The sequence below is a fragment of the Cupriavidus sp. BIS7 genome, from assembly GCF_000292345.1.
Lineage (GTDB): Bacteria > Pseudomonadota > Gammaproteobacteria > Burkholderiales > Burkholderiaceae > Cupriavidus.
Genome location: NZ_ALOU01000108.1, coordinates 1 through 22,982, shown reverse-complemented (window position 1 = coordinate 22,982; position 22,982 = coordinate 1). Strand labels below are relative to the sequence as shown.

23 protein-coding genes and 1 tRNA gene are annotated in these 22,982 nt (G+C 64.7%); 10 read left to right on the top strand and 14 right to left on the bottom strand.

Translation table 11 applies throughout. The features are described from left to right. Positions 1-35: 35 nt before the first annotated feature. Both lgt and B552_RS0126470 read right to left on the bottom strand, forming a co-directional pair. Entirely contained in the window at positions 36-851 is an 816-nt protein-coding gene (gene lgt / locus B552_RS0126475) for a prolipoprotein diacylglyceryl transferase (protein ID WP_019452083.1), read from the bottom strand. Between the two features lie 52 nt (positions 852-903). Beyond that, positions 904-1,860 carry a LysR family transcriptional regulator gene (locus B552_RS0126470; RefSeq protein WP_019452082.1) on the bottom strand — a complete coding sequence of 319 codons (957 nt, stop codon included), beginning with the start codon at positions 1,858-1,860 and terminating at the stop codon, positions 904-906. Between the two features lie 132 nt (positions 1,861-1,992). Between B552_RS0126470 and ilvD the strand changes: the two genes are divergently transcribed. Then, positions 1,993-3,666, top strand: coding sequence for a dihydroxy-acid dehydratase (gene ilvD, locus B552_RS0126465; RefSeq protein WP_019452081.1), 1,674 nt, complete (start codon positions 1,993-1,995; stop codon positions 3,664-3,666). Positions 3,667-3,826: 160 nt separating this feature from the next. On the opposite strand, the gene B552_RS0126460 is transcribed toward ilvD, so the two are convergent. From B552_RS0126460 to B552_RS0126450, 3 genes are read right to left on the bottom strand one after another with little or no spacing between them, the layout of a single operon-like run. Continuing rightward, positions 3,827-4,300 carry a hypothetical protein gene (locus B552_RS0126460; protein WP_019452080.1) on the bottom strand — a complete coding sequence of 158 codons (474 nt, stop codon included), beginning with the start codon at positions 4,298-4,300 and terminating at the stop codon, positions 3,827-3,829. Further along, positions 4,297-4,731: a DNA polymerase III subunit chi gene (locus B552_RS0126455; protein ID WP_019452079.1), complete on the bottom strand. Its 435-nt coding sequence runs from the start codon at positions 4,729-4,731 to the stop codon at positions 4,297-4,299. Before B552_RS0126455 ends, B552_RS0126460 begins: the two co-directional genes overlap by 4 nt. 45 nt (positions 4,732-4,776) lie before the next feature. Further along, a complete protein-coding gene (locus B552_RS0126450; protein ID WP_019452078.1) occupies positions 4,777-6,309 on the bottom strand; it encodes a leucyl aminopeptidase in 1,533 nt (510 codons plus the stop codon). A 164-nt stretch (positions 6,310-6,473) separates the two neighbouring features. Between B552_RS0126450 and lptF the strand changes: the two genes are divergently transcribed. Genes lptF through B552_RS0126435 form a run of 3 tightly spaced genes read left to right on the top strand, consistent with a single transcriptional unit; the run spans position 6,474 to position 9,177 of the window. Then, positions 6,474-7,592 (top strand): LPS export ABC transporter permease LptF, encoded by a 1,119-nt coding sequence (gene lptF / locus B552_RS0126445; protein ID WP_019452077.1) that lies wholly within the window; start codon positions 6,474-6,476, stop codon positions 7,590-7,592. Next, a complete protein-coding gene (gene lptG, locus B552_RS0126440) occupies positions 7,589-8,752 on the top strand; it encodes an LPS export ABC transporter permease LptG (protein WP_019452076.1) in 1,164 nt (387 codons plus the stop codon). Before lptF ends, lptG begins: the two co-directional genes overlap by 4 nt. Before the next feature lie 2 nt (positions 8,753-8,754). Then, positions 8,755-9,177, top strand: coding sequence for a CbiX/SirB N-terminal domain-containing protein (locus B552_RS0126435; protein WP_019452075.1), 423 nt, complete (start codon positions 8,755-8,757; stop codon positions 9,175-9,177). A gap of 119 nt (positions 9,178-9,296) precedes the next feature. Here B552_RS0126435 and cobA read toward each other — a convergent pair whose 3' ends face one another. From cobA to B552_RS0126400, 7 genes are all read right to left on the bottom strand, one after another. Then, entirely contained in the window at positions 9,297-10,061 is a 765-nt protein-coding gene (cobA, locus tag B552_RS0126430) for a uroporphyrinogen-III C-methyltransferase (RefSeq protein WP_019452074.1), read from the bottom strand. A 39-nt stretch (positions 10,062-10,100) separates the two neighbouring features. Beyond that, a complete protein-coding gene (locus B552_RS0126425) occupies positions 10,101-11,405 on the bottom strand; it encodes a sulfate adenylyltransferase subunit 1 (protein ID WP_019452073.1) in 1,305 nt (434 codons plus the stop codon). A gap of 34 nt (positions 11,406-11,439) precedes the next feature. Next, positions 11,440-12,411, bottom strand: coding sequence for a sulfate adenylyltransferase subunit CysD (cysD, locus tag B552_RS0126420; protein ID WP_019452072.1), 972 nt, complete (start codon positions 12,409-12,411; stop codon positions 11,440-11,442). Between the two features lie 18 nt (positions 12,412-12,429). Continuing rightward, positions 12,430-13,230 (bottom strand): phosphoadenylyl-sulfate reductase, encoded by an 801-nt coding sequence (locus B552_RS0126415; RefSeq protein ID WP_019452071.1) that lies wholly within the window; start codon positions 13,228-13,230, stop codon positions 12,430-12,432. After that, a complete protein-coding gene (locus tag B552_RS0126410; RefSeq protein WP_019452070.1) occupies positions 13,227-13,805 on the bottom strand; it encodes a DUF934 domain-containing protein in 579 nt (192 codons plus the stop codon). The genes B552_RS0126415 and B552_RS0126410 overlap by 4 nt, the downstream gene beginning before the upstream one ends. Positions 13,806-13,823: 18 nt before the next feature. Next, the gene (locus B552_RS0126405; protein WP_019452069.1) at positions 13,824-15,506 is read right to left on the bottom strand and encodes a nitrite/sulfite reductase; all 1,683 of its coding nucleotides are present in this window, start codon (positions 15,504-15,506) and stop codon (positions 13,824-13,826) included. Between the two features lie 146 nt (positions 15,507-15,652). Then, the gene (locus tag B552_RS0126400; protein ID WP_026036076.1) at positions 15,653-16,426 is read right to left on the bottom strand and encodes a sulfite exporter TauE/SafE family protein; all 774 of its coding nucleotides are present in this window, start codon (positions 16,424-16,426) and stop codon (positions 15,653-15,655) included. Positions 16,427-16,597: 171 nt separating this feature from the next. On the opposite strand from B552_RS0126400, the gene B552_RS0126395 reads away from it, so the two are divergent. From B552_RS0126395 to B552_RS0126380, 4 genes are all read left to right on the top strand, one after another. Continuing rightward, positions 16,598-17,539 (top strand): CysB family HTH-type transcriptional regulator, encoded by a 942-nt coding sequence (locus B552_RS0126395; RefSeq protein WP_019452067.1) that lies wholly within the window; start codon positions 16,598-16,600, stop codon positions 17,537-17,539. A 38-nt stretch (positions 17,540-17,577) separates the two neighbouring features. Beyond that, entirely contained in the window at positions 17,578-18,711 is a 1,134-nt protein-coding gene (locus B552_RS0126390) for a class I SAM-dependent methyltransferase (RefSeq protein ID WP_019452066.1), read from the top strand. A gap of 75 nt (positions 18,712-18,786) precedes the next feature. After that, positions 18,787-19,917 carry an ABC transporter substrate-binding protein gene (locus B552_RS0126385; RefSeq protein WP_237718376.1) on the top strand — a complete coding sequence of 377 codons (1,131 nt, stop codon included), beginning with the start codon at positions 18,787-18,789 and terminating at the stop codon, positions 19,915-19,917. A 21-nt stretch (positions 19,918-19,938) separates the two neighbouring features. After that, positions 19,939-20,808, top strand: coding sequence for an NAD(P)-dependent oxidoreductase (locus B552_RS0126380; protein WP_019452064.1), 870 nt, complete (start codon positions 19,939-19,941; stop codon positions 20,806-20,808). 42 nt (positions 20,809-20,850) lie between these two features. Here B552_RS0126380 and B552_RS0126375 read toward each other — a convergent pair whose 3' ends face one another. Then, positions 20,851-21,792 carry an alpha/beta hydrolase gene (locus tag B552_RS0126375; RefSeq protein WP_019452063.1) on the bottom strand — a complete coding sequence of 314 codons (942 nt, stop codon included), beginning with the start codon at positions 21,790-21,792 and terminating at the stop codon, positions 20,851-20,853. Positions 21,793-21,890: 98 nt separating this feature from the next. On the opposite strand from B552_RS0126375, the gene B552_RS0126370 reads away from it, so the two are divergent. Further along, the gene (locus B552_RS0126370; protein WP_019452062.1) at positions 21,891-22,253 is read left to right on the top strand and encodes an HNH endonuclease signature motif containing protein; all 363 of its coding nucleotides are present in this window, start codon (positions 21,891-21,893) and stop codon (positions 22,251-22,253) included. Between the two features lie 98 nt (positions 22,254-22,351). After that, positions 22,352-22,436: transfer RNA gene (locus B552_RS0126365), tRNA-Leu, on the top strand. Positions 22,437-22,802: 366 nt separating this feature from the next. Here the strand turns inward: B552_RS0126365 and B552_RS29320 are convergent. Further along, positions 22,803-22,982, bottom strand: a 180-nt coding sequence (locus B552_RS29320; protein ID WP_035880387.1) for a hypothetical protein, incomplete at its 5' end; no start/stop codon positions are given.

Below are 22,982 nucleotides of genomic sequence, written 5' to 3'. Positions count from 1 at the left end.
TCATATAAGGGGAGAAAACCACGGTCAACCAGGCCTTAGCGTGCCCCTGCCGTTGCCCCGTTGGCATGCCGACGGTACGCCCAGATCACCATCGCCACCCCAATCACGACCATCGGCAAGCTCAGCCACTGGCCCATCGAAAGCTTGAGCGCCAGCAGGCCCAGGAAGTTGTCCGGCTCACGCGCGAATTCGGCCAGGAAACGGAACGTGCCGTAGCCGATCAGGAACACACCCGATACCGCGCCCATCGGCCGCGGCTTGCGCGCAAACAGCCAAAGGATGATAAACAGCGCCACGCCTTCGCCGGCAAATTGATAGAGCTGCGACGGATGGCGCGGAATGTTGTCGCCGGCCTGCGGGAAAATCATGCCCCACGGCAGGTCCGTCGGCCGGCCCCACAGCTCGCCGTTGATGAAGTTGCCAATTCGCCCGGCGGCAAGTCCGCACGGGATCATCGGGGCGATGAAGTCAGTCACTTCCATCCAGTGGCGACGGCGAACTTTCGCGAACACCCACATCGCGATCAGCACGCCCAGGAAGCCGCCATGGAAGGCCATGCCGCCCTCCCACACCTTGAAGATCTCTAGCGGATGCGTGAGGTAGTAGCCCGGCTTGTAGAACAGTACGTAGCCCAGGCGGCCGCCAAGGATGACGCCGAGCACCCCGTAGAACAGCATGTCGTCAAGGTCGCGCGCCGCCCAGCCGCGCGCCGTGATATGCGGCTGCTTGATGCGCAGGCGGCCAAACCACAGGAACATGATGAAGCCGGCCAGGTACATCAGGCCATACCAGCGGATGGCCAGCGGTCCGAGGTGAATGGCGACCGGGTCGAATTGGGGATGAACGAGCATGGCGGATCGAGAGAGTATCGGTAATTGTTCGGGGGGCAGCGACGCCAGGTCTTTATGCCTTTATGCCATTGTCTTGCGTCAGTCCGATGGCGCTGGCCAGTTCCATCGCGATATCGATAAAGGAACGCAGCACCGGCGCCACGCCTGCCGCGCCTTCGCGCCAGACCAGACCGGTTTCGATTTCGGGCCCCGCATCGCGCAGCGCCAGATATGACACGCCAGTCCGGCGCAGGTTGCATAGCGACGCGGGCACCAGCGCCACCCCCATGCCGGCCGAGACAAGACTGACGATGGTCTGCATCTGAATGGCCTCCTGGGCGATCACCGGCGTAAGCCCGTCGCGCGCGTAGTAGCCCGTAATGATGTCATAAAACGCTGGCGCGCTTCGGCGCGGAAAGATGATCAGCGGTTCATGCGCGGCTTCCTTCAGCGATACCGACTGTGGCGCCTGGGTGCTGCCAGCGGGGCTGCCTGCGGGGCGCCAGCCGTCCGGCACGGCCAGCACCAGCGGCTCGCGCACCAGCGGCAGATAGGACAGCCCATGCGGCATCACGGCAAGCTGCGGACGGATGACCAGGCCCGCATCGATCGTCCCCTCGACCAGCGCTTCAAGTTGGACGTCGCTGGTGGCCTCGCGCAACTGCAGCTGGACTTCCGGATGACGCGCGCGGAAATGGCGCAGCAGTTCGGGCAGGATGCCGTAGTCGGCCGTGCTGACGAACGCCAGCGCGAGCGACCCCACTTCGCCGCGAGCCAGCCGCTGTGCCAGCCCGGGCAGCGCGGCGGCATCGGCCAGCACGCGGCGCACCTCGGGCAGCCATTGCTGTCCAGCCGGCGTCAGCATCACCGAACGGCGCGTGCGCACGAACAACTGGACGCTGATTTCCTCTTCCAGCGCCTGGATCTGTTGCGACAACGGCGGCTGCGTCATCGCCAGGCGGCGCGCGGCGCGGCCAAAATGGAGTTCTTCGGCCACCGTGACGAAGTAACGTAGCTGGCGCAGATCCACGATGTTTTTTGATATGTTTTTCGACTCAATAAAGGTCAAATAATATATTTGACACGATAAAACGCAAGCGGCATCCTTCTGCCCACTACACGGCAAGGCCAACCGCCGCCAAATCCCCGGAGAGACCCCATCATGGCTTTCAACAAACGTTCCCAGCACATCACGCAAGGCGTGGCACGCTCCCCCAACCGTTCGATGTACTACGCGCTCGGCTACAAGAAGGAAGACTTCGACAAGCCGATGGTGGGCATCGCCAATGGCCACTCGACGATCACCCCCTGCAACGCCGGCCTGCAGCGCCTGGCCGATGCGGCCGTGGAAGCGATCAAGGCCTCGGACGCCAATCCGCAGATCTTCGGCACGCCGACGATCTCCGACGGCATGTCGATGGGCACCGAAGGCATGAAGTACTCGCTGATCTCGCGTGAAGTCATCGCCGACTGTATCGAGACGGCAGCCCAGGGCCAGTGGATGGATGGCGTGGTCGTGATCGGCGGCTGCGACAAGAACATGCCTGGCGGCATGATCGCGCTGGCGCGCACCAACGTGCCGGGCATCTACGTCTATGGCGGCACCATCCGGCCGGGCAACTGGAAGGGCAAGGACCTGACCATCGTGTCGTCGTTCGAAGCCGTGGGCGAATTCACCGCCGGCCGCATGAGCCAGGAAGACTTCGAAGGCGTGGAAAAGAACGCCTGCCCGAGCACCGGCTCGTGCGGTGGCATGTACACGGCCAACACGATGAGCTCGTCGTTCGAGGCGCTGGGCATGTCGCTGCTGTACTCGTCGACGATGGCCAACCCGGACCAGGAAAAGGTGGACAGCGCCGCCGAATCGGCCCGCGTGCTGGTGGAAGCCATCAAGAAGGACATCAAGCCGCGCGACATCATCACGCGCAAGTCGATCGAAAACGCCGTGACGCTGATCATGGCCACCGGCGGCTCCACGAACGCGGTGCTGCACTACCTGGCCATCGCCCACTCGGCCGAAGTGGAATGGACCATCGACGACTTCGAGCGCATCCGCCGCAACGTGCCGGTGATCTGCAACCTGAAGCCGTCGGGTGCCTACGTGGCCACCGACCTGCACCGCGCAGGCGGCATTCCGCAAGTGATGAAGATCCTGCTGAACGCCGGCCTGCTGCATGGCGACTGCCTGACCATCACGGGCCGCACGCTGGCTGAAGAACTCGAGCACGTACCCAACGAGCCGCGCGCCGACCAGGACGTGATCCTGCCGATCTCGAAGGCCCTGTACAAGCAAGGCCACCTGGCCATCCTGAAGGGCAACCTGGCCGAGGAAGGCGCCGTGGCCAAGATCACCGGCCTGAAGAACCCGGTCATCACCGGCCCGGCACGCGTGTTCGAGGACGAGCAGAGCGCCATGGAAGCGATCCTGGCGGACAAGATCAATGCCGGCGACATCCTCGTGCTGCGCTATCTGGGCCCGAAGGGCGGCCCGGGCATGCCGGAAATGCTGGCGCCGACTTCGGCCATCATCGGCAAGGGGCTTGGCGAATCGGTCGGCTTCATCACCGACGGTCGATTCTCGGGCGGCACCTGGGGCATGGTGGTTGGCCACGTCGCACCGGAAGCCTATGTGGGCGGCACGATCGCACTGGTGCAGGAAGGCGACTCGGTCACGATCGACGCGCACAAGCTGCTGCTGCAACTGAACGTGTCCGACGAAGAACTGGCCCGCCGCCGCGCCGCCTGGAAGCAGCCGGCTCCGCGCTACGCGCGCGGCGTGCTGGCGAAGTTCTCGAAACTGGCCTCGACGGCCAGCAAGGGCGCAGTGACGGACTGAGTTTGAAGTACTGCTGACCTGCTCCCCTCTCCCGCATGGCGGGAGAGGGGTTGGGGGAGAGGGCGTTGCGGCTCAGATTGCGACTTGTCGAAATTTGAACCGCTGGCCCTCTCCCCCGCCCCTCTCCCACAAGTGGGAGAGGGGAGACAACCATCTCCTTTTACATCCCACCCGGGTCCCGCTCGATTTCCTCCAGCGTCGCATCGAGCCACTCCACCAGCCGTGCCTCGAGTGCCTGCGTCAGTTCACTGGCCAATTGCGCGGTCAGCGGCGCCAGCCGCGACTGCAGCGTGGCTTCGGTATGGGCCTCCACCACCTGCGGCCATTCGGTGCGAAAGCGCATCATCACGCGCGTCAGCAATTCGGTCCTGACAGCGCGCAGGTCGTCGTCGCCCGGCAGGAACGGCGCCGGGTCGACCATGGCTGGCGGCGATTCCTCGATCGATGATTCGGTATCGCCAACCGCAGTCACCACGCCAGATTCCGGCATGTCCGCCGTGTCGATCACGGTGGCCTGGGCCGGTGCAGGGGGCTCGAAGGCAGCGTCAGGCAGTTCCACCACCTCGGTCAGCAGCGGCACGCTGTCGTTGGGGCCCAGCCGCGGAATGACCCGCGATGTCGTGCGTTCGCTCATGCCGATTCTCCTTTGGCCTGGCCGATGTCATGGTGCGTGAGCGGATAGCCGCGCTCACGGTAGAAACGGTAGCGCTCGCGCCCGGAATCGCGTGCCTCGGGACTGGAGCCGACGACTTCGATCAGCCGTTCGAAGCTGGCAAACTGCGCCGGCGCCTCCGGAGCAAGGTTCACCAGCAGCTGATGGTGCGGCACGCTGTCGAGCGAGGCCGCCAGGATGATTGGCGTCACCGCCGCATTGGGGCTGTCCAGCCCGCAGTGCGGCAGGAAGTCCAGCGGCGAAAACGACCACAGCCGCGCATCGAGTTGCGCAAGCTGTTGCGGCGCGCCGAACACCACCACCTTCTGCCCTGCCCCATAGGCCTTGCGAACCAGGCGGCAGACGTAGGCCAGCGTGTCCGGCACGTTGCTGTGGAAGTCGATGCGCGTCATCCCTGCAGTCCCTCTTTTCCGTCCCTCTTACCTTTTCCGTCCCGATTACGCCGTGCGGTCCATCAGGAACTGCGCCAGCAGCGGCACCGGGCGGCCCGTGGCACCCTTGGCCGCGCCGCTCTTCCAGGCAGTGCCGGCGATGTCGAGGTGGGCCCAGTCGTACTTCTCGGTGTAGCGCGCCAGGAAGCAGGCGGCAGTCACGCTGCCGGCCGGGCGGCCGCCGATATTGGCCATATCGGCGAAATTCGACTTGAGCTGGTCCTGGTAGTCATCGTCGAGCGGCAGGCGCCAGGCGGTATCCATTGCCTTGCGGCCGGCGCCCAGCAGCTGTTCGGCCAGCGCGTCGCTGCGTGCGTACAGGCCGCTGTTCACATGGCCGAGCGCGATGATGCAGGCGCCGGTCAGCGTGGCCACGTCGATCACGGCGGCCGGCTTGAAGCGTTCCACATAGGTCAGCGCATCGCAAAGGATCAGGCGGCCCTCGGCGTCCGTATTCAGGATTTCGATGGTCTGGCCAGACATGCTGGTCACCACGTCGCCCGGCTTGGTGGCGATGCCGCTGGGCATGTTCTCGCAGGTCGGCACCACGGCGATCACGTTCTGCTTCAGGCCCATCTCGGCCACGGCCTGGATCGTGCCAAGTACCGACGCGGCGCCGCACATGTCGTACTTCATCTCGTCCATGCCTTCGCCCGGCTTCAGCGAAATGCCGCCCGTATCGAAAGTGATGCCCTTGCCAACCAGCACCACCGGCGCCTGCTTGGCGCCCGCGCCGTCGTAGCGCAGCACGATGAACTGCGGCGGCTCGACGCTACCTTTGGTGACAGCCAGGAAGGCGCCCATGTTGAGCGCCTCGATCTGCTTGCGGCCCAGGATCTCCGCCTTGAGCTTGTGGCGCTTGGCGATGCCGCGTGCGGCGTTGGCCAGGTAGGTCGGCGTGCAGATATTGGACGGCAGGTTGCCCAGGTCACGCGTCAGTTCCATGCCGTTGGCGATGGCGGTGCCGCGCACCACGCCCTGCGCGGCCGCCTTGGCATCGGCGGAATCCACGGCCAGCACGATCTTGCGCAGCGACGGCTTGTCGTTGGCGGCGGCGCCCTTGGGCGCGCGTTTCAGTTCCGGATGGCGCTCCAGCAGGCGATAACCGGCGTCCCGGACCAGCGTGATCGTGGTGATGGCGGCCCAGGCCACGTCGCGCGACTGGGGCGGCTGCTGGACCAGGCACCAGAGCGCCGAAGCGGCGCGCGTGCCGCCGAGGGCACGCATGGCCGTGCGGACGGCCTCGGCAAACGCCTTGTCGGTGAATTCCGATTCCTTGCCCAGACCCACCAGCAGCACACGGGCGGCGCCGATACCGGCCACCTCGTGCAGCATCAGTTGCGTGCCGCGCTTGCCTTCGAAGTCGCCCTGCTTGACCAGACGCGCCACCAGCCCCTTGGTGGCAATATCCAGCGCCTTGGCCACGCCGGCCAGGCTTTGGCCTTCGAACAGGCCAACCACCAGGCAGTCGGTCTTCGTGGCCAGGAACCCATTTTGGCCTGCTTTGGTCAGATCAAGGGCTTTTGTGCTAAATTCCATCGCGCTTCCTTCCAGGGGCTCGTCGAAAAGAAAGCCCCCATTATCCGCGATTTTTATCCGCGATCTGCCACCGCCGATCCTGCAAGCTGACAGCGCGCGGTCCTGCCAGTCTCTCGGCCCCCGGTATATCGCCCGCGCCGGCCGGTAGCCGGAAGCGATCTCGCATGATCTTCCAACAAGCCCTGCGACGCGAACTCGCCTACACCGCCGGTGCGGTGTTCCTGGTGATGCTGACGTTCATGCTGACGTCACTCGTGATCCGCATTCTGGGCCTGGCCGCCAACGGCAAGGCCAGCCCCAACGACGTGCTGATGCTGATCGGCCTGGCGACGATCGGCTATCTGTCGATCCTGCTCTCCGCCACGCTGTTCATCTCCACGCTGATCGTCCTGACCCGCTGGTACAAGGACTCCGAGATGGTGGTGTGGTTCTCGGCCGGCATCTCGCTGCGCGACCTGGTCAGGCCGGTGCTGCAGTTCGCCGCGCCGTTCTTCGTCATGGCGCTGCTGCTTGGCCTGTTCGCGTGGCCATGGGCCAACCAGCAGACCGCGCTGTTCCGCGACCGCTTCGAGCAGCGCGGCGTGCTGTCGATGATTTCCTCGGGCCGCTTCATCGAGCCGGCCAACGCCAACTACGTGCTGTTCATCGAAGGCATTGACGCTGATATGAAGCACGCCCGCAACGTGTTCGTTGCCAATTCCGAAGCTGGCAAGATCGGCGTGGCGCTGGCGCACCAGGGGCAGTTCGAGACATTGCCGAACGGCGACCGGCTGGTGGTCATGGAACATGGCCGCCGATACGCCGGCATTCCCGGCCAGCTTGACTACCGGATCGTCGAATTCGACAAATATGCGGTCAAGGTCGACAACAAGCCGCAGGATACCGCCGCCGACCAGCCGACCAAGACCCGTGACACCATCGACCTGATCCGCAACCCGACCCGCGAGAACCTGGGCGAATTGCTCTGGCGCATCTCGCTGCCGATCCTTGCGTTCAATTTCGTGATGATCGCAATCCCGCTGGCGTACGTGAACCCGCGCCTGGGCCGCTATACCCCGCTCGTCTTCGCCGTGCTGATCTACCTGACCTATAGCAACCTGATCAACCTGGCACAGGCATGGGTCCGCTCGGGCGCCATGTCGTTCTGGATGGCCATCTGGCCGATCCACCTGATTGTGTTCCTGTGTGCGCTGGTGATGTTCCGCTACCGCGCGAACCGCAGCCTGGGTGGCTGGCGTGCCGTCTTCGGCCTGCGCCGCAAGACCAACGGGAGCCAGGCATGAGACTGCTGAGCGTCTACGAGCGCTATTTCGCGCGGCTGATCTACGGGGTCTTCGCCTTTATCCTGTTCGCGGTGCTGGCGCTGTTCGTGTTCTTCGACATGCTCAGTGAACTGGAGAGCGTGCAGGGCAAGTACACGTCGCTGGTTGCGTTCTTCCATGTGATGCTGGAAGCGCCAACGCGGATCTACGAGGTGCTGCCGATCGCGGTGCTGATCAGCGCGATCTACGTGTTCTCGCAACTGGCCAGCCAGTCCGAGTATACGATCTTCCGCGTGGCCGGCCTGAACACGCGGCAGGCACTGTTCTCGCTGTTCAAGCTTGCCATTCCGCTGGCCGTGGCCACGTTTATCTTCGGCGAATTCATCGGACCGGCGGCCGAGCAGTACGCGCAGAAGGTCAAACTCGAGGCTATTGGCGCCACGGTGTCATCGGGGTTCCGCTCCGGTGTCTGGGTCAAGGACCGCGACCGGGACAGCGAGGTCAGCGGACCGGGCGAGATTACGCGCTTCGTCAACGTGCAGGGCCTGAGGCCGGACCAGTCGATCACCGGCATCACGATCTACGAGTTCGACAAGGATTACCGGCTGCGCGTGATCCGCGTGGCCAAGGACGGCCACTACCAGGGCGGGCAGTCGTGGCAACTCAATGACGTCAACGAGACACGCTTCATCGAGCTGCGCGATGGGCAGGCCGCCGGGCAGCGGGACGCGCTGGCGCCCGACTTCCGGGGCGAGCAGGTGCAGTTCCCGAACATGGTGATGCACTCCGAGCTGACGCCGCAGATCCTGTCCGTGCTGCTGGTGCAGCCGGAGAGCATGTCCACGGTCAACCTGTTCCGCTATATCCGCCACCTGCGCGACAACAAGCAGGACACCCAGCGCTACGAAATCGCGTTCTGGAAGAAGGTGGTGTATCCGCTGACGCTGTTCGTGATGGTTGCGCTGGCGCTGCCGTTTGCCTACCTGCACGCCCGTGCCGGCGCGGTGGGCGTCAAGGTGTTCGGCGGCATCATGCTCGGGCTGTCGTTCCACCTGTCCAACACGCTGTTCTCGCACGTCGGCCTGCTGCACACCTGGCCGCCGATCGTCTCGGCGCTGGTGCCTGGCACGTTGTACCTGACTATTGCGCTTGGCGCGCTACGTTGGGTCGATCGCCACTGACCATGGGCGCCAGGCAAGGTCTCATCCTGTTCGGTCACGGCGCGCGCGATGCACGCTGGCGCGAGCCGTTCGACCGGCTGCACGGCAAGCTATCCACACTCCTGCCGGACTGCGCGGTGCGCCTGGCGTTTCTTGAACTGATGGCGCCGTCGCTGCCCGAGGCCATCGATGAACTGGCAGGCGGTGGCATCCAGACGATCACCATCGTGCCGGTGTTCTTTGGCCAGGGCGGACATCTGCGGCGGGATTTTCCGGTGCTGGTCGATGCGTGCCGCGCGAAGCATCCCGGTGTGGAGATCTGCGCTTCGAATGCGGTTGGCGAAGTCGACAGTGTGCTCGATGCCATTGCGGCATATTGCGCGCTGGCCCTCTCCCCCAGCCCCTCTCCCGCAAGCGGGCGAGGGGAGCAAACCGGCGACACTTGAACTACTGAGAGCACGTCCCCTCTCCCGCATGCGGGAGAGGGTTAGGGAGAGGGAAAAGCCGTTCAAGATGCAAAAAGGCCAGAGTCAACCTCTGGCCTTTCTTCATCCCGGCAACAGGATCACGCCGCGCGTACGGCTTCCACGCATTCCGTCGCCCTGCTCCCAAGCGCCTCGCCAATCATCAGCAGGCTCGGCTGCACCGGGTCCATCCAGCGCGCGGCCTCGCCGGCGGCCATCCGGCCCAGCGTGAACTGGTGGCTGCGCTGATGCGGCGTCGTCGCGGCCTCCACTACCCACGCGGGTGTTGATGCCGGCTTGCCGCGGGCGATCAGTTGCGCCGCGATGTTCGCCGCCTGGTCGCGGCCCATGTAGTAGACGATCGTATCGGCCTTGACATCGGCCTCCACGTCGATGGCATCGGCGGCCTTGGCCTGTGTGGCGAATGCCACGCTGCGCGATACACCACGCTTGGTCAGCGGACGTGCGATGGCGCTGGCGGCCGCAAGCGCGGCGGTGATGCCGGGCACCACCTCGTACTCGATGCCGGCCGCTTCCAGCGCCTGCAGTTCCTCGTCGGCACGACCGAACAGCATCGGGTCGCCGCCCTTGAGCCGCACGACACGTTCGTACTTGGTCGCCAGGTCGACGATCTGCCGGTTGATGAAAAGCTGGGCTGTGGAACGCTGACCACAGCGCTTGCCAACCTCGACCAGTTCCGCCTGCGGGCACCAGGCCAGCATCTCGGGTGACACCAGCGCATCGTGCAGCACGACCTGGGCTTCGCCCAGCAGCCGTGCGCCACGCACCGTAATGAGGTCAGCCGCACCGGGGCCTGCACCAATCAGGTACACCTTTCCGGTCGACGTTGCCTTCTGCGCCTTCATATCTGCCACCGTTACGCTCGTTGTCCAGCCTGGACGATATCAGGCATACGCACGGATCATGCCCGCCGCCACGGTGTGGTTGGTCGCCTCGTCGATCAGCACGAACGCGCCCGTGGCCGGGTTGTCGCCATACGTGTCGCAAACGATCGGCTTCTGCAGCGAGATCTGCACCGAACCGATGTCGTTCAGGTTGATCTCGTGGCGCCCCGTTTCGTGCGACAGCGTGTGCACGTCCAGCACGCGATCCACCGCCGAAACGCGCGCGAACACGCTGGCCGTGGTGTGCTTGAGCACGTACTTGCGCGACGGGTTCAGCGATTGGTCGTCGAACCAGCACAGGTCGGCGGTCAGCTTCTTCGCCGACGCGGCCGCGGCGTCCGCAGCCACGAACATGTCACCACGCGATACATCGACGTCTTCGGCCAGACGCACCGTAACGGTGTCGCCGGCACTGGCCGATTCGGCCGAGCCGTTCGGCGTCAGCACCTCGGCCACCACGGCTTCGCGGTTCGCGGGCAGTACGCGCAGCTTCTGGCCCACGCGCACGGTTCCGGCTTCCACACGGCCCGCGTAGCCGCGGAAGTCGTCAGCAGCGGAGCCATCCTGGCGAACCACCAGTTGCACCGGGAAGCGCAATGCGGCATCGCCTTCCGGAGCGGCATCCTCTACAGGCAGCGCTTCCAGCAGCGGCAGCAGCGACTCGCCCTGGTACCACGGCATGGCATCGCTCTCGTGCACGATGTTGTCACCACGCAGCGCCGACACCGGCACATAGGTCACGTCCTTCAGACCCAGTTGCTCGGCCAGTTCGCTGTAGGCGGTGCGGATCTCGTTGAAGCGCTCTTCGCTGTAGTCCACCAGGTCCATCTTGTTCACGGCGACGATCACGTGCTGCAGTTCCAGCAGCTTCAGGATCGCCGAGTGACGCTTGGTCTGCGCCAGCAGTTCGGCGCGGCCATCCTTGACCGTGACGCGCGTGGCATCCACCAGCACGATGGCGGCGTGCGCTGTCGAAGCGCCCGTCACCATGTTGCGCGTGTACTGTTCGTGGCCCGGCGTGTCCGCGATGATGAACTTCCGGCGCGCGGTCGAGAAATAACGGTACGCCACGTCGATCGTGATGCCCTGCTCGCGCTCGGCCTCCAGGCCATCGGTCAGCAGCGAGAAGTCGATTTCCTCGCCCGCCGTGCGCTTGTTCTTGGCATTGGCCAGCGCCGTGAGCTGGTCCGACAGCACAGCCTTGCTATCGAACAGCAGGCGGCCGATCAGCGTGCTCTTGCCGTCGTCGACGGAACCCGCAGTGATGAAACGCAGCAGGCCTTGGTGTTGAGATTGGTGCGACATTTGGTCTTTCCTGTTCTTTACCCGACGTCCGGTGTCAGAAGTAGCCTTCTTTCTTCCGGCGCTCCATCGACGCTTCGCTCGTCTGGTCGTCCATGCGCGTGGCGCCGCGCTCGGTGATCTCGGTCACCGCGGTCTCGGCGATGATCTCCACCGGCGTGGATGCGGTGCTGGCCACGGGGCACGTGCAGCTGATGTCGCCCACGGTGCGGAAGCGGACCGACAGCACTTCGCTGACGTCGCCATCCTGCTTCGGCGTGATCGGCGTCACCGGCACCAGCAGGCCGTTCTTGCGCACGACTTCGCGCTCGTGTGCGTAGTAGATCGGCGGCAGCGCCAGGTTCTCGCGGGCGATGTACTGCCACACGTCGAGCTCGGTCCAGTTCGAGATCGGGAACACGCGCATCTGCTCGCCCTGCGCCATGCGGGCGTTGTACAGGCTCCACAGTTCCGGGCGCTGGGCCTTCGGGTCCCACTGGCCGAACTCGTCGCGGAACGAGAAGATGCGCTCCTTGGCGCGGGCCTTCTCTTCGTCGCGACGGGCGCCGCCCATCAGCGCGTCGAACTTGTGCGCCTCGATCGTTTCCAGCAGCGTCACGGCCTGCGCAGCGTTGCGCGAATCGGTTTCCTTACGCAGGCGCACAGTGCCGCGCTTGATCGAATCCTCGACGTGCCCCACCACCAGGCGCGCGCCGAGTTCGCCCACGCGCTGGTCGCGGAACTGGATCACTTCCGGATAGTTGTGGCCGGTGTCGATATGGACCAGCGGGAACGGCAGATCCACCTTGCGCTCACCCAGGCGAAACGCCTTGAGCGCAAGGTGCAGCATGACGATCGAATCCTTGCCGCCGGAGAACAGCAGCGCGGGGTTGCGGCACTCCGCCACCACTTCGCGAATGATGTAGATCGATTCGGCTTCCAGCCGGTCGAGGTGGTCGTTCTGGACCTGCAGCAGGTGTTCCACGTTGGCGGCGACGCCTGCGCTTGCGATGTCGTTCATGATGCCCATGTCGTTCTCGGCCTCAATTCAATGCTTGATATTCTGTTCGTGAAGCCCGCATTCCTTCGAATCCTTGGACTCCCACCACCAACGGCCCGCGCGTACGTCCTCGCCAGCCTTGACCGCCCGCGTACAGGGCTCGCAGCCAATGCTCGGGTAGCCTTTGGCGTGCAGCGCGTTGACCGGCACGTTGTGGTGCGACAGGTACGCCCACACTTCTGCCTCGGTCCAGTCGGCCAGCGGATTGAACTTGGGAATGCCACGCGCCTCGTCCGTTTCCTCGAACGGCAGTTCGGCACGCGTCACGGCCTGCTCGCGGCGCTGACCCGTCATCCACGCGTCGGCGTGCGACAGCGCGCGGTTGAGCGGTTCCACCTTGCGAATGCCGCAGCAGCTCTTGCGCAGGTCCACGCTGTCGTAGAACCCGTTCAGGCCGTTCTTCTTCAGGTAGTTCTCCACGGCTTCCTGATCGGGCGTGAACTGCTCGATCGTGTAGCCGTAGTGCGACTTGACCTTGTCCAGCACTTCGAGCGTCTCCGCATGCAGGCGGCCGGTGTTCAGCGTGAACACACGGATGCCGGCGCGCACGGCCGCACTGCCACGCAGGATCGCGTCGGTCAGCACCATGTCTTCGGCGGCCAGGCTCGTGGCAAAGCGCGCGCGAAAGAAGCGTGCAGCGATGCCGGAAAGGCGCTCGGCCAGTTCACGTTCCTTGGCCAGCAGTGCTTCCGTCGTGCCCGTGTACTCCGGCTTCGTCCACAGCGCCGGGGGGCGCAGCGACGAGACCGATCCGTCGACGACGGGAATATCGGCAATCACGGAGCTCATGCCTCACCCCGGGCCGTCACGTCAGCGCGTGCGCGGCGGAACAGCGGCAGCGGTTCGTCCACGGATGCCTGGTAGGCCACCGTGAATTCGGTAAAGCCCTTGATCGCGTCGTCGATGTTCTTGTCGGCACGTACCGCGAAGGCATCGAAGCCGCAGCGCTTCATGAAATTGAGCTGGTCGCGCAGCACGTCGCCGATGGCGCGAAGCTGGCCAGCCCAGTTGTAACGCGTGCGCAGCAGGTAGGCCGACGAGAAACCGCGGCCATCGCGGAACACCGGGAAGTCCACTGCTACCAGCGATACGCGGTCAAACAGCGCTTCGGCATCGCCCGGTTCGTCCTCGGGGGCCAGCCACACGCCGGTGATGGCCTTGTCGCGGCCAGCCAGCAGCGATTCGTTGGCCTTCCACACGGACAGCGGGAACAGCACTGCGTCACCGCCTTGCGCCGCCGCCGTGATCCGCGCTTCGTCCAGCGGCTCGGTTTCGGTGGCGCGCAGCACGGTCCAGTTGTCGTCAACGATGACAGGACGGAATTGGGCGGCGTCGTCGCGTTGCAGTTGAATAATCTTTGCCATGTTCAGTCACTCCGTTCGTCAGGCTTCGGCGCGTTCTTCGCGTTGCTTGTCGGCGTACACGCGCTCCTTGAACGGGGCGATGCCGATACGGCCAACGGTTTCGATAAAGCGCTCGTCACCGATGCGGTTTGCCACGAATGTGTCGATGATGCGCGACACCACATCGGGCATTTCCTCGGCGCTGAACGACGGGCCAATCACCTTGCCGAGCGCCGTGTCATTGCCCTGGGCGCCGCCGATGGTGACCTGGTACCACTCGGAACCATCCTTGTCGACGCCGAGCACGCCGATATTGCCGACGTGGTGGTGGCCGCAGGCGTTGATGCAGCCCGAGATGTTCAGCGAGATGTCGCCAAGGTCGTAGACGTAGTCGAGGTTGTCGAAACGCTCCTGGATGGCCAGCGCGATCGGGATCGACTTGGCGTTGGCCAGCGAGCAGAAATCGCCGCCGGGGCAGGCGATGATGTCGGTCAGCAGGCCGATATTGGCCGTGGCCAGGCCGGCCTTCTTCACTTCTTCCCAGAGCGCGAACAGGTCACGCTTCTTCACGTCGGGCAGCACCAGGTTCTGCTCGTGCGCCACGCGCAGTTCGCCGAAGCCATAGCGGTCGGCCAGGTCGGCCACGGTGTCCATCTGCTCCGACGTGGCATCGCCCGGGGGCGACACCGGGCCCGGCTTGGTCGACAGCGTCACCGCTGCGTAGCCCGGCACCTTGTGGGCGTGCACGTTGCGGCTGACCCAGCGCGCGAAGGCCTTGCTCTCGAGCAGGTGCTTTTCGTACGAAGCGTCGGTATCGGCCAGCTTCTCATAGGCGGGCGGCTGGAAGTACTGCGCCACGCGGTCGAATTCGGCCTGCGTCAGCGTGCCCGGGCCGTCCTTGCTGAACTTCCACTCGTCTTCCACTTCGGCAGCGAACTTTTCGGCGCCAAGGGACTTCACCAGGATCTTGATGCGGGCCTTGTACTTGTTGTCGCGGCGGCCATAGCGGTTGTACACGCGGATGGCCGATTCGACGTAGGTCAGCATGTGCTGCCACGGCAGGTCTTCCTTGATGATCGTGCCGAGGATCGGCGTGCGGCCCAGGCCGCCACCGGCCAGGATACGCAGGCGCGTTTCGCCGGCGTCGTTCCTGTACGCGTAGATGCCGATGTCGTGCACCTGCACCACGGCGCGGTCATCGGCCGACGACGAGATCGCGATCTTGAACTTGCGCGGCAGGAACGCGAATTCGGGCTGGAACGTGCTCCACTGACGCAGCAGCTCGGCCAGCACGCGCGGGTCCACCGTCTCGTCCGGCGCCACGCCGGCAAACTGGTCGGTGGTGATGTTGCGCACGCAGTTGCCCGACGTCTGGATGCCGTGCATCTCCACGCTGGCAAGATCGGCCAGCACATCGGGCACGCGCTCCAGTTCCATCCAGTTGTACTGGATGTTCTGGCGCGTCGAGAAGTGGCCGTAGTTGCGGTCGTACGTGCGGGCGATATGGGCCAGCATGCGCAGCTGCTTCGATGCCAGCAGGCCGTACGGAATTGCCACGCGCATCATGTAGGCATGACGCTGCATGTACAGGCCGTTCTGCAGGCGCAGCGGCAGGAACTCTTCCTCGGTCAGCTCGCCAGACAGGCGGCGACGCACCTGGTCACGAAACTGGGCGACACGCTCCTGGACGATGCGCTGGTCGTATTGATCGTACTGATACATGGTATGGGTCCGTTCAGTATTCGTTGAATGCTTGGAGGCCGTTTCAAAATGATTCTGGCGTCGTTGCGGGGCCTTGCCGTACTGCTTGTACTGTCTGCGGCCCCACGCCTAGCCAGAACCGCTCCGCTTCATTTTGAAACAGCCTCTTAGGAAACGAGCTTGATGGCGACGAGGGTCAATGTCGTGGCCAGCGCGGCGCGCACGAGTCGTTCGGGCAGTGCCCGCGACAGTTGCGCACCGAGCCAGATGCCGGGGATCGAACCCACCAGCAGCGCCAGCAGCAAATTCCAGTCGACGGTGCCGAGCCACACGTGGCCCAGCCCTGCCACGGCCGTGAGCGGCACGGCGTAGGCAATATCGGTGCCGGCCACTTCGGCCGGCTTCATATGGGGGTACAGCAGCAGGATCAGCGTCGCGCCCACGGCGCCGGCGCCAATCGAAGACACCGTGACAAGCACGCCGATCACGGCACCCACCAGCACGGTGGCTACCAGCTGCTTGCGCCCTTCCAGCTGGAAACGCGGATTGCACGCCAGCCAGGCCAGCATCTGCTTGCGGAACAGCAGCGACAGCACGGTCAGCAGCACCGAGACGCCGATCGTCACGCGGATTGCATGGAGCCACTGCGCATCGAGTTCGCCGGCGCTCTTGAGCACGAGGATCGCGGCCAGCGCGGCGGGCAGGCTGCCAAGGCACAGGCGGCGCACCACGCGCCACTGCACATGCCCGTGGGCGCGGTGGGCCAGCGTGCCAAAGCCCTTGGTAATCGAAGCAAACGCAAGGTCGGTGCCCACCGCGGTGGCCGGCGAGAAGCCGAACAGCAGCGTCAGCAGCGGCGTCATGAGCGAACCCCCGCCGACTCCTGTCAATCCGACCAGGAGACCTACCAGCAGACCGGAGACGGTGTAGGCAAGCGACATTTGGGGGCTTCTCGAATTTGCCTGCCACCGTGTCGTCTGCATCACCTATTCAGGCTGGGGTGCGGACGCAATACGGGCAAGCCGAACGTTTAACAAAGTTCGAGAATCGTAATAAACTCGCCTCATACCTCAAACTAATAAGAAGTTGTTTGTTTATACGGACGCAGTTATATGAATCTCCACCAATTCCGCTTCGTGCGTGAGGCCGTCCGGCAGAACTTCAACCTGACGGAGGCCGCAAAGGCGCTCTATACATCACAACCAGGCGTTTCCAAGGCGATTATCGAACTTGAGGAAGAGCTGGGTGTCGATATCTTCACGCGACACGGCAAGCGAATTCGCAGCCTGACCGAGCCGGGGCGGCGCATCCTGACCTCGGTCGAGAAGATCCTGCAGGAAGTGGAAAGCCTGAAGCGCGTGGGCAAGGATTACGCGGCACAGGACCAGGGCAACTTCACGATCGCCACCACCCACACGCAGGCCCGCTACGCGCTGCCGCGCGTGATCGGCGAGTTCACCAAGCGTTACCCGAAGGTGCGGCTGTCGATCCAGCAGGGCAACCCCGCGCAGATCGCGGATATGATCATGCATGACCAGGCTGACCTGGGCATCGCCACCGAGGGCATTTCGGGCGACAAGAGCCTGGTGTCGCTGCCCGGCTACCAGTGGCAGCACATGGTGATTACGCCACCTGACCATCCGCTGCTGGAAAAGAAGCACCTGACGCTGGAAGACCTGGCAACTTACCCGCTCATTACTTATGACGTGAACTTCGCCGGCCGGCCCAAGATCGACAAGGCGTTCGAACTGCGCCATCTCCAACCGGACATCGTGCTGGAGGCCATCGACGCCGACGTCATCAAGACTTACGTCGAGATTGGCCTGGGCGTGGGCATCGTGGCCGGCCTTGCCTACGATCCCGAGCGCGACCGCAACCTGCGCGGGCTCCCGGCCGGCCACCTGTTCGGCACCAACGTCACCCACCTGGCCGTCAAGCAGGGCGCGTACCTGCGCAGCTTCGTCTATACGTTCATCGAACTGTTCTCGCCGACGCTGAACCGCAAGCTCGTGGAACAGGCGATGTCGGGCGAGCATGAGGCGTACGAGCTGTAAGCATCACGCGCAGCCCCCTTTTTTCTCTGTATATACCCGTGACTGATTCCCTCCCTACGATCCACTGGACCGAAGACGGCGCCGAGCGCAGCGCGCTGTGGCGTTCCGAAGCCGGCCTGCCGCCGCCGAAGCGCGTGGTGATTGCCGACGACCAGACGCCGGCCGATACAGCATTCCGTCTGGCCAGCGAAGGCACCGCGCTGCTCTGGCGCGGCGATTTCCAGAACGCGCGCCAGTTGCTGCAGGCAATGGCCCGGCGTGTCGATCGCAAGCCGAAGAAGGCGCCGAAGCCGCCTGCCAACATTACCGAGGCATTCCACAAGCATCGGCTTGCACAGTCGCAACGCGCACGCACGCTCGGCATGCTGCTGCTGCCTTTCGAGGCCGGCCACGTGGTGCCGCTGCGCCGCGCACCCGATGTGCATGAAGCGTGCGAACTGGTCTACGGCCCGGCCGATGCGCCCTATGTGGCATCGATGCGCGAGTTGCTCGGCCTGATCGGCGCCTTTGAATGGCGCAAGAAGGGTGTCGAGATTCCGGCGCTCGGCGAGCGCATCCATCCGTGGTATGGCGTGTTTTCGCCCGTGCGCGGCGAGTACATCGACCTCGTCGCGAAGGAGCCGCTGCCGGCGGACACCCTCGCCTTCGACATCGGCATCGGCACCGGCGTGCTGGCGGCGCTGCTGGCCGAACGCGGCGTGAAGCGGGTGGTGGGCACCGATCAGGACGCACGCGCGCTTGGCAACGCGCGCGCCAATATCGAACGGCTTGGCCTGGCCGGCCAGGTGGAAATCATCGAAGCCGACCTCTTCCCTGAAGGCCGCGCCCCGCTGATCGTCTGCAACCCGCCATGGGTACCGGCACGCCCGAGTTCACCAATCGAGCATGCCGTGTTCGATCCGGACAGCCGCATGCTGCGCGGCTTCCTGAACGGTCTGGCCGCGCATCTGACACCGGGCGGCCAGGGCTGGCTGATCCTGTCCGACTTTGCCGAGCATCTGGGCCTGCGTTCGCGCGAGGAACTGCTCGGCTGGATCGATGCGGCGGGCCTCAAGGTGCTGGGCCGCTCGGACATCCGTCCGCGCCACCCCAAGGCTGCCGATGCCGACGACCCGCTCTTCGCCGCGCGCAAGGCCGAAGTCACCTCGCTGTGGCGCCTGGCCGCGAAGTAATCCCACAGTCATCGTCTTCACGTTGTCACGTCCGGGAGTCTGTCGATGCGTCTGCGCAACTTGCTGCTGCCAGTGATGTTCCTGTGGATGGCAGCGGGTACGGCACATGCCGATATCCGCGTCGGCGTCGACCTGTCGACCACGGGCCCCGCCGCCGCCATCGGCATTCCGTCGCGCAACACCGTGCTGATGTGGCCGCAGACGCTTGGCGGCCAGCGCGCGCAGTACATCATCCTGGACGACGCCACCGACCCAGCCGCTGCCGTGCGCAACGTGCGCAGGTTCATCACCGAGGACAAGGTCGACGTGATCGTCGGCCCGAACATCACGCCGAACGCGATTGCCGCGCTTGACGCGATTGCCGAGGGCGAAACGCCAATGGTGGCGCTGGCCGCTTCGGCATCGATCGTCGAACCGCCGGGCGACCCCCGCCGCCACTGGGCCTTCAAGATGCCGCAGAACGATGCGCTGATGGCGACGCTCCTGACCGAGCACATGGCCAACCAGGGCGTGAAGACGGTGGGGTTCATCGGCTTCAACGATGCCTACGGCGAGAGCTGGTGGCGCGAGTTCTCGAAGATGGCTGAGGTCCGCCACCTGCGCGTGGTGGGCAACGAGCGCTTCGGCCGTACCGACACCTCGGTCACGGGACAGGTGCTGAAGCTGATCTCGGCCAATCCCGATGCAATCCTGATTGCGGGCTCCGGCACGCCGGCGGTGCTGCCGCAGAAGGCGCTCGACGAGCGCGGCTACAAGGGACGCATCTACCAGACTCACGGCATCGCCTCGTGGGATTTCCTGCGCGTCGGCGGCAAGGACGTGGAAGGCACGCTGTTCCCCACCGGCCCGGTGGTGGTGGCGCGCCAGTTGCCCGACGGCCATCCGGTCAAGACGGTCGCGCTCGACTTCGTCACGCGCTATGAAGCGAAATACGGCACAGATACCGTAACGCAGTTCGCCGGCGATGCCTGGGGCGCATGGCAACTGCTCGACGACGCCAGCCGGCGTGCGCTGAAGACAGGCGCACAGCCTGGCACGCGCGCATTCCGGCACGCGCTGCGCGACGCGATCGAATCGACGCGCAACCTCGCCGTACCCAATGGCGTGCTCAACCTGAGCGCGCAGGATCATCAAGGTTTCGACCAGCGTGCCCGCGTGATGGGCGTGGTACGAAATGGCAGGTTCGCCTACGCAGGCGACAAGTAGCTTCAGTTCAAGGAATCGTTCATGACCACCGTAGCATTTATCGGCCTGGGCGCGATGGGCGCCCCGATGGTGGGCCACCTGATCCGCGCCGGCCACGTCGTGCGCGCCTTCGTGCGCCGCCCCGAGGCGGCCGACGCCGCGCGCCAGCTTGGCGCCGAGCCGTTCTTCACGCCCGCCGAGGCCGCGCGGGGCGCCGAGGTTGTCTTCACCAACGTGACCTCGTCCGAGGACGTGCGCGAAGTGCTGCTTGGCAAGAACGGCGTCGTGGAAGGCGCTGCGCCGGGCACGATCTGCATCGACCACAGCACCATCTCGCCGATCGTCACGCGCGAGATTGCACAGGCGCTGGCCGCGCATGGTATCGAGTCACTGGACTGCCCGGTATCTGGCGGCACCATGGGCGCGCAGGCCGCCACGTTGACGATCATGGTCGGCGGCAAGGCCGAAGCGCTGGAGAAGGTTCGCCCGCTGCTGGAACGAATCGGCAAGACCATCACGCATATCGGCGATAACGGCGCCGGCCAGGTTGCCAAGCTGTGCAACCAGATCGCGCAGGTGGTCAACATCGAGGGGATCGCCGAGGCCATGCGGTTTGCGGGTGCGCAGGGCGTGGACACTGCAAAGGTCTTCCAGGCGATGGCCACGGGCATGGCGGGCAGCCGCATGCTGGACATGATGGGGCCGAAGATGGTGGCGCGCGATTTCGCGGCGGGCATCGAGTCGCGGCTCCATGCCAAGGACTTCGGACTGGCGGCGGACATCGCCACGGAAATCGGCCTCGACCTGCCCGCAATGCGCGCCACGTCCACGCAACTCGGCGAGCTGATGGATCACGGCTGGGGCAAGGACGATACGTCGTCGCTACTGCGGGTACTGGAGTTGAAGCGCTGATGTTGTTGCTCCGCTCTCCCGCCATGCGGGAGAGCGGAAAATTCAAACCCCCGCGATCATCCCAAGCAAAGCCCGCATCATCGGGCTGTCTTCGCGCGCCAGATCGTCCATCGCATTGAAGTGATGGCGGCCCGGCAGCGGGATATGCTCGCGCACATTGCTGCGCCACGCCGCACGAATCAGCGCGTTCTGGCGCTGATACTCGCTCGATTCCAGCTCACCGACGGCCGTCACAAGCGGTGCCCTGGTGGCCGGCTGCATGAAGGCCGGCGACATGCGTGCCACATCGGCATCCGAAAGCCTCAGATCTGCCTGCAGGAAATCCGTACGGCGCAGCGGCTCCAGATCGTAGAGCCCGCTGATCGAAAGCCCACCCTTGATCAGGTCCGCCGGCAGATCGACACCAATCTGCGGCCAGAGCGCCGCCATCAGCATCGTCACCAGGTGGCCGCCAACCGAATGGCCGGCCAGGAAGATGCGGTCCCTGTCATGGCCAAGCATATCGGCCTGCCGATAGAGCCACGCCACGGCCTGCAGCGCCTGGCGCACGATGGTCTCCACGGTCACGTCCGGGCATAACGCGTAGTTGATCACCGCCACCGACACACCACGCCGCGTCGGCACGCTGGCCACGAAACTGTGATCGGACTTGTCCAGCGCGCGGTAATAGCCGCCGTGCAGGAACACCAGCAGTGGCGGGCGCGCACCATCCGGCACGTGCATCGCCGGGAAGTAGTCGTACGTCTCGGTGGCAAACAGTGGCGAATCCGCATCACCGTAGGAGAGGTCTTCGAAGTACTCGATCGCAGCAGCACGCGCCAGCGCCGAATCCGCCGCCCAGCGCGCCATATGCACGGGATTCTCCGGCACGTTGGCGCGGTTGTTGTACTGCTGCGCGTAAAACGCGGGGTCCTGCGAGGGAAGTTCGGCCAATGCGGCAAACGTGGCGGCAGGGGCAATATCCAGGGGCGGCTGGACGGACATGGCACTCGGCTCCTGTGGCATCTCGGGGGCACCGCGTGGCGCGGTTGCGAGCTATCCTACCGCAACTGCTGCCACCCCCTGACTCCACAGGAACCCCAATGGTCGTCAAGCGCCGCCTGCGCGCAGGCCAGGATTACCAGCTCGGCCCGCCTCCAGAGGCGCCAGCCGGCGCCGAAGCCGTCTGCCCGCTATGCGGCCGCCCACTGCTGGATGACGCCACCACCGACCTGCACCATCCCGTGCCACGCAGCCATGGCGGGCAGGACGTCGTGCCGATGCATCGCGTCTGCCACCAGAAGATCCACTCCGTGTTCACCGAGGCCGAACTGGCCACGACCTACCACGACTGGAACACGCTGCGCACCCACCCGGTCATGGCGGATTTCATCCGATGGATCGCCCGAAAACCGCCGGGCTTCTACGACCGCAGCCGCACCACCAACGCCCGCCGCGGGCGCTGACACTGCTGGCGCGCTCTGGTTGTCCCAAGGGGCGATTTGCGGCATAATCCGCCGTTCATTGCCGCGCGATGCCCATTCTGGCCATCGCCAGACACCCTGCCCGGGTGGTGAAACAGGTAGACGCAGGGGACTCAAAATCCCCCGCCGCAAGGCGTGTCGGTTCGAGTCCGACCCCGGGCACCATCAGCTTAGGCGCAAAGCCTTATCCAGCAAGCCTTTCCGGGCGATTCAGCCGTGTTTCTGTGGTAAGTTGCCCATGTTAATCAAACGCGGCGTCATCTCCATCATCTTGAAATATTGCTAAGCCCATTGACGGGGTAAGCATCTTCAACCACTACGGCAACTACGGTTCGGCGTATTCGGACAACAGCCCCCGCAATCGCTACGCCAACAATCCCCCACTCATAGTTGATCAAAACGGAGGGTTCTATGGAAGGCTCACGCTGAACCAGTATCACGCCCAAGCCAATAAGAGCGAGAACCTACGAGTTTGGTTGAAGGGGAAGGTGTGCGAGTAGTGGTGCGTCCCACGACCGACCGCACTGCCCGTTAGAACTCCGGGTCCTCAGCCCTCAACAGTGACCAAGCTACAAACATAAGCTGCCCCTTCCGCTCCCACTGGCTGGCATGTAGGGGGCACGAGTAGGCCAGCCAGAGGGGCCTGTAGTCGCCCTGAATGCTGAGCTTGGCTAGGTGGTACTTCTCCTCTGTGTAGTGGTCAAGTAATTT